Here is a 3,969-nt window from a genome sequence, read left to right as displayed (position 1 = left end):
TATTTTTATGAGCGATAAAAAAGATTTTTATTTAAAGTTAAAAGGACAACTAGATGAAACTACTAGTTTTCCTGCAGATTACTTATATAAATTTATTGTACCAACAGATGGTAATCAAGTTAAAGAAGTAGAGGAGTTATTTAACAATACAGGTGCTATTATAAAAACAAAAAAATCTAAGACAGGGAAATACGTTAGTGTTTCTATTGTATTAAAAGTACTAAATTCAGGTATTGTAATTTCTTATTACAAAAAAGCAGAAAAAATTAAAGGAATCATTTCGTTATAATTAAAAATTATGAAAAAAATAGTTTTATTATTTGTTTTAAGTTTATCAATATCAACATTCGCTCAGAAGAAAGATAAAACATTAATAACAATAGATGGTAAAAAAACAACCATATCTGAATTTAAAAGAATTTATGAAAAAAATTTAGATGCAATAGATAATGATGAAGCTAAAAGCGTTACTAAAAATTTAGAATTATTTATAAATTATAAATTAAAAGTTAAAGAAGCTTATAGTCTAAAATTAGATACTTTACCTTCTTACAGAAGAGAAATGGAAACTTACAAAAACCAGCTTTCTGCTCCTTATTTACAAGATACAACTTACATAGATAAATTGGTAAAAGACGCCTATTTTAGAACTAAAAACCAAGTAAAAGCAAAACATATTTTAATAAGAATGCCTAGAGAAGCTTCTCCAAAAGATACTTTAACGGCATATAATAAAATCTTTAAATTAAGAGAAAAAATTTTAAAAGGAGAAAAATTTGAAACTGTAGCAGCACAATTTTCTGAAGATGGATCTGCAAAAGACGATGCTAAAACAGGTAGAAAAGGAAATGGAGGTAATCTAGGGTATTTTTCTGCTTTTAGAATGGTTTATCCGTTTGAAGTTGCAGCATATTCTACTAAAATTGGTGAAATATCTATGCCTTTTAAAACTCAATTTGGATATCATATAATGCAAGTAGATGATTTTAAAGAATCTAAAGGAGAAATTGAAGCAGCTCATATTTTAATAAAAGACAAATCTGATGCTGGTAAAAAAATTGCAGATGATATTTATAACAAATTAGTAAATAAAGAAAGTTTTGAAGATTTAACAAAACAATACTCAGAAGATACTGGTAGTAAAAAGAAAGGAGGCAAGCTAGGAAAATTTTCTGAAGGAAGAATGGTAAAACCATTTTCTGATGCTGCTTTTAGTTTAGAAAAAATTAATGATTTTTCTAAGCCTTTTAAAACCCGATTTGGATGGCACATTGTTAAGTTATTAAAGAAACACCCTATTAAATCTTTTGACGAAATGAAAAAAGGTTTAAAAGCTAAAATTAAAAAAAGTTCTAGAATGCAATTGTCTGAAAAAGCGGTTGTAAATACCTTAAAAAATAAATATTCTATCATAGAATTTGAAAAAGCAAAAAAGATTTTAGATAATAAAAACTTAAGAGCTATTCCTAAAGATTCATTAAAAAATACCATTATAAGTATTAATAATAAAAAAATAGCACAAGAAGAATTTATAAACTATATTAGAAACAGAAGGCATTTACCTGTTTATAAACTTTTCGAAATGTTTAAAGAAGATCAAATATTAACATATTATAAAGAAAATTTAATTTATACAGAACCAGAATATGCATATACATTAAAAGAATATGAAGATGGTTTGCTGTTATTTGAGTTAATGCAGCAAAAAATTTGGAATAAATCTTCTAATGATACTATTGGTTTAGAAAAGTATTTTAAAACCAATTTATCTAATTATAAAACGGATGATTTAAAATCTGTAAAAGGACAAGTAATTAATGATTACCAAGCGTATTTAGAAACAAAATGGATTGCAGATTTAAGAAAAAAGAGTTCAATAAAAGTTAATAAAAAACAACTTAAAAAACTCATTAAATTTTACGGAATAGAATAATGAAATATATAGTTGTTATTTTTTGTGTAGTGCTTTTTGGTTCTTGTGATTTGTTTAAAATTCAAGAAAAAGAAAATAGTACCTCAGAAATTGTAGCAATTGTTAACACAGAAAAACTTTTTAAGAAAGATTTAATTAATGCTTTACCAAAAAATATTAATAAAAATGACAGTCTTGTTCTTGCTCAAAGTTATATTAGAGATTGGGCAACAAAAAGACTTTTATTAAATAAAGCAAAAAACAATAGCTCTTTAGAAACCGTAAATCAAATAGATAATTTAGTAAAAGATTACAAAGAAAGTTTACTTATTAATAACTATAAAGAGCAACTTGTTAAACAAAAATTAGATACTATAATTTCTGAAGAAGAATTAAAACAGTATTATTTATTAAACAAAGAAAATTTTAAATTAAATGAAGAACTCATAAAAATAAGATTTTTACATGTAGATAATACTATTAAAGATATAGATCAAATAACATCACTTTTTAAATCTGATGATATAAATGATTTAGAAGAATTAGAAAAACAAGAATTAAGCTTTAAATTTCATCAGTTTAACGATTCTGTTTGGACACAATTAGATAACATTTTGTTAAAACTTCCTTTTTCTAAGGAAAAACTGTTAAAAAAAACAAAATTCATTCATAAACAAGATTCAATAGGTTTATATTTGGCCACCATAAAAAACGTTTTAAAGCGTAATTCTATAGCACCATTAAGTTATATAACGCCAACAATAAAACAAATGATTTTACATAAACGTAAAATTGAATTAATTAGAGAGATAGAAAAAACAATAGTAAAAGATGCAACACAGAACAACAATTTCAAAATATATTAAAATATCAATTTGCACACTCATTTTAGCACTTTTTGGGCTTAACACAAATGCTCAAAAAGTTAAAATAGATGGAGTTGCTGTAGTAATTGGTAAGAACATAGTTTTAGATTCTGATATTGCTAAATTTAAGCAAGAAGTTGAATTAAGAAGTGAAGGAAAAGTAAAAATTACTGATTGTGAAATGCTAGATGAATTAATGCAGCAAAAGCTACTTGCACATCATGCAGTAGTAGACAGTGTAATTGTTTCAGATGGAGAAGTAACATCTAGAGTAGAAAGAAGTATTCAATTTTTTACACAACAATATGGTAGTATAGAAAAAGTTATTAAAGCATATGGTTTTAATGATTTAGACGATTTAAAGAAAGAGTTAACTACCGTACAAACAGAAAATGTTTTAATAGAAAAAGAGCAACAAAATATTACAGAAAAAGTAGATGTTACTCCAGAAGAAGTAAGGTTGTATTATAATGGTTTAAAAGAAAAAGGAGAATTACCACAATTTCCTGCAGAAATAGAACTTGCCCAAATTGTTATAAAAGCAGTACCAACAGCAGCAGAAAGAGAAAGAGTTATTGCAAAATTAACGCAATTAAAAAAAGAAATAGAAGATGGCTCTAGCTTTAAAATGAAAGCTATTATTAACTCAGATGATCCTGGAGTTACAAACAATGGTGGTCAATATACCATTACAAAAGAATCTCAATTTATTAAAGAGTTTAAAGAAATGGCTTTTACATTAGATGTTGGTCAGGTTTCCAAACCCTTTAAATCAGATTTTGGTTACCATATTATGCAGTTACATGCAATTAAAGGTAATACTAGAGTTGCTTCTCATATTTTAATGCAATTAGAGGTTCCTGATGAAACTTTAAATAAAATTAAAGAAAAAGCAAACAAAATTATTTTAGAAATTAGAGAAGGAAAAATAACTTTTGATGAAGCAGTAAAAAAATATTCTAACGATAAAGCAACAAAAAATAATGGAGGTCTTATTGTTAACCCTTCTACAGGAGAGTCTAAATTTGATTTAACAAGAATGGATCCTGCATTTTATGCAAGAGTAAGTGATCTTAAAAAAGGAGAAATGACTGAGCCTTTTTATGATGAAGAAAGATCTGGAGATAAAATGTTTAAATTTATCATAATGAGAGATAGAACAGATACTCATATTGCAGATATTGTAGAAGA

4 protein-coding genes are annotated in these 3,969 nt (G+C 25.5%); all 4 read left to right on the top strand.

Annotation, left to right across the window (positions count from 1 at the left end):
* On the top strand, window positions 1-289 hold a 289-nt coding region (locus tag ABJG40_RS11390; protein WP_348024704.1), incomplete at its 5' end, for a DUF493 family protein.
* 9 nt (window positions 290-298) lie between these two features.
* On the top strand, window positions 299-1,933 hold the full coding sequence (locus tag ABJG40_RS11385) for a peptidylprolyl isomerase (protein ID WP_348024703.1): 1,635 nt from the start codon (window positions 299-301) through the stop codon (window positions 1,931-1,933).
* Window positions 1,933-2,778 carry a hypothetical protein gene (locus ABJG40_RS11380; RefSeq protein ID WP_348024702.1) on the top strand — a complete coding sequence of 282 codons (846 nt, stop codon included), beginning with the start codon at window positions 1,933-1,935 and terminating at the stop codon, window positions 2,776-2,778. The genes ABJG40_RS11385 and ABJG40_RS11380 overlap by 1 nt, the downstream gene beginning before the upstream one ends.
* Window positions 2,744-3,969 (top strand): peptidylprolyl isomerase (locus tag ABJG40_RS11375; RefSeq protein ID WP_348024701.1); only part of this gene is annotated, 1,226 nt, incomplete at its 3' end. The genes ABJG40_RS11380 and ABJG40_RS11375, both read left to right, overlap by 35 nt.

Source organism: Polaribacter sp. (assembly GCF_039939415.1).
Classification (GTDB): domain Bacteria; phylum Bacteroidota; class Bacteroidia; order Flavobacteriales; family Flavobacteriaceae; genus Polaribacter.
Note: the sequence above shows the minus strand (reverse complement) of the source record. Positions and strands in the feature narration are given on the sequence as shown.

Excerpts from the sequence above, each read along its gene's own strand:
- ABJG40_RS11385 (WP_348024703.1), top strand. The coding sequence starts at position 299 with ATGAAAAAAATAGTTTTATTATTTGTTTTAAGTTTATCAATATCAACA.
- ABJG40_RS11380 (WP_348024702.1), top strand. The coding sequence starts at position 1,933 with ATGAAATATATAGTTGTTATTTTTTGTGTAGTGCTTTTTGGTTCTTGT.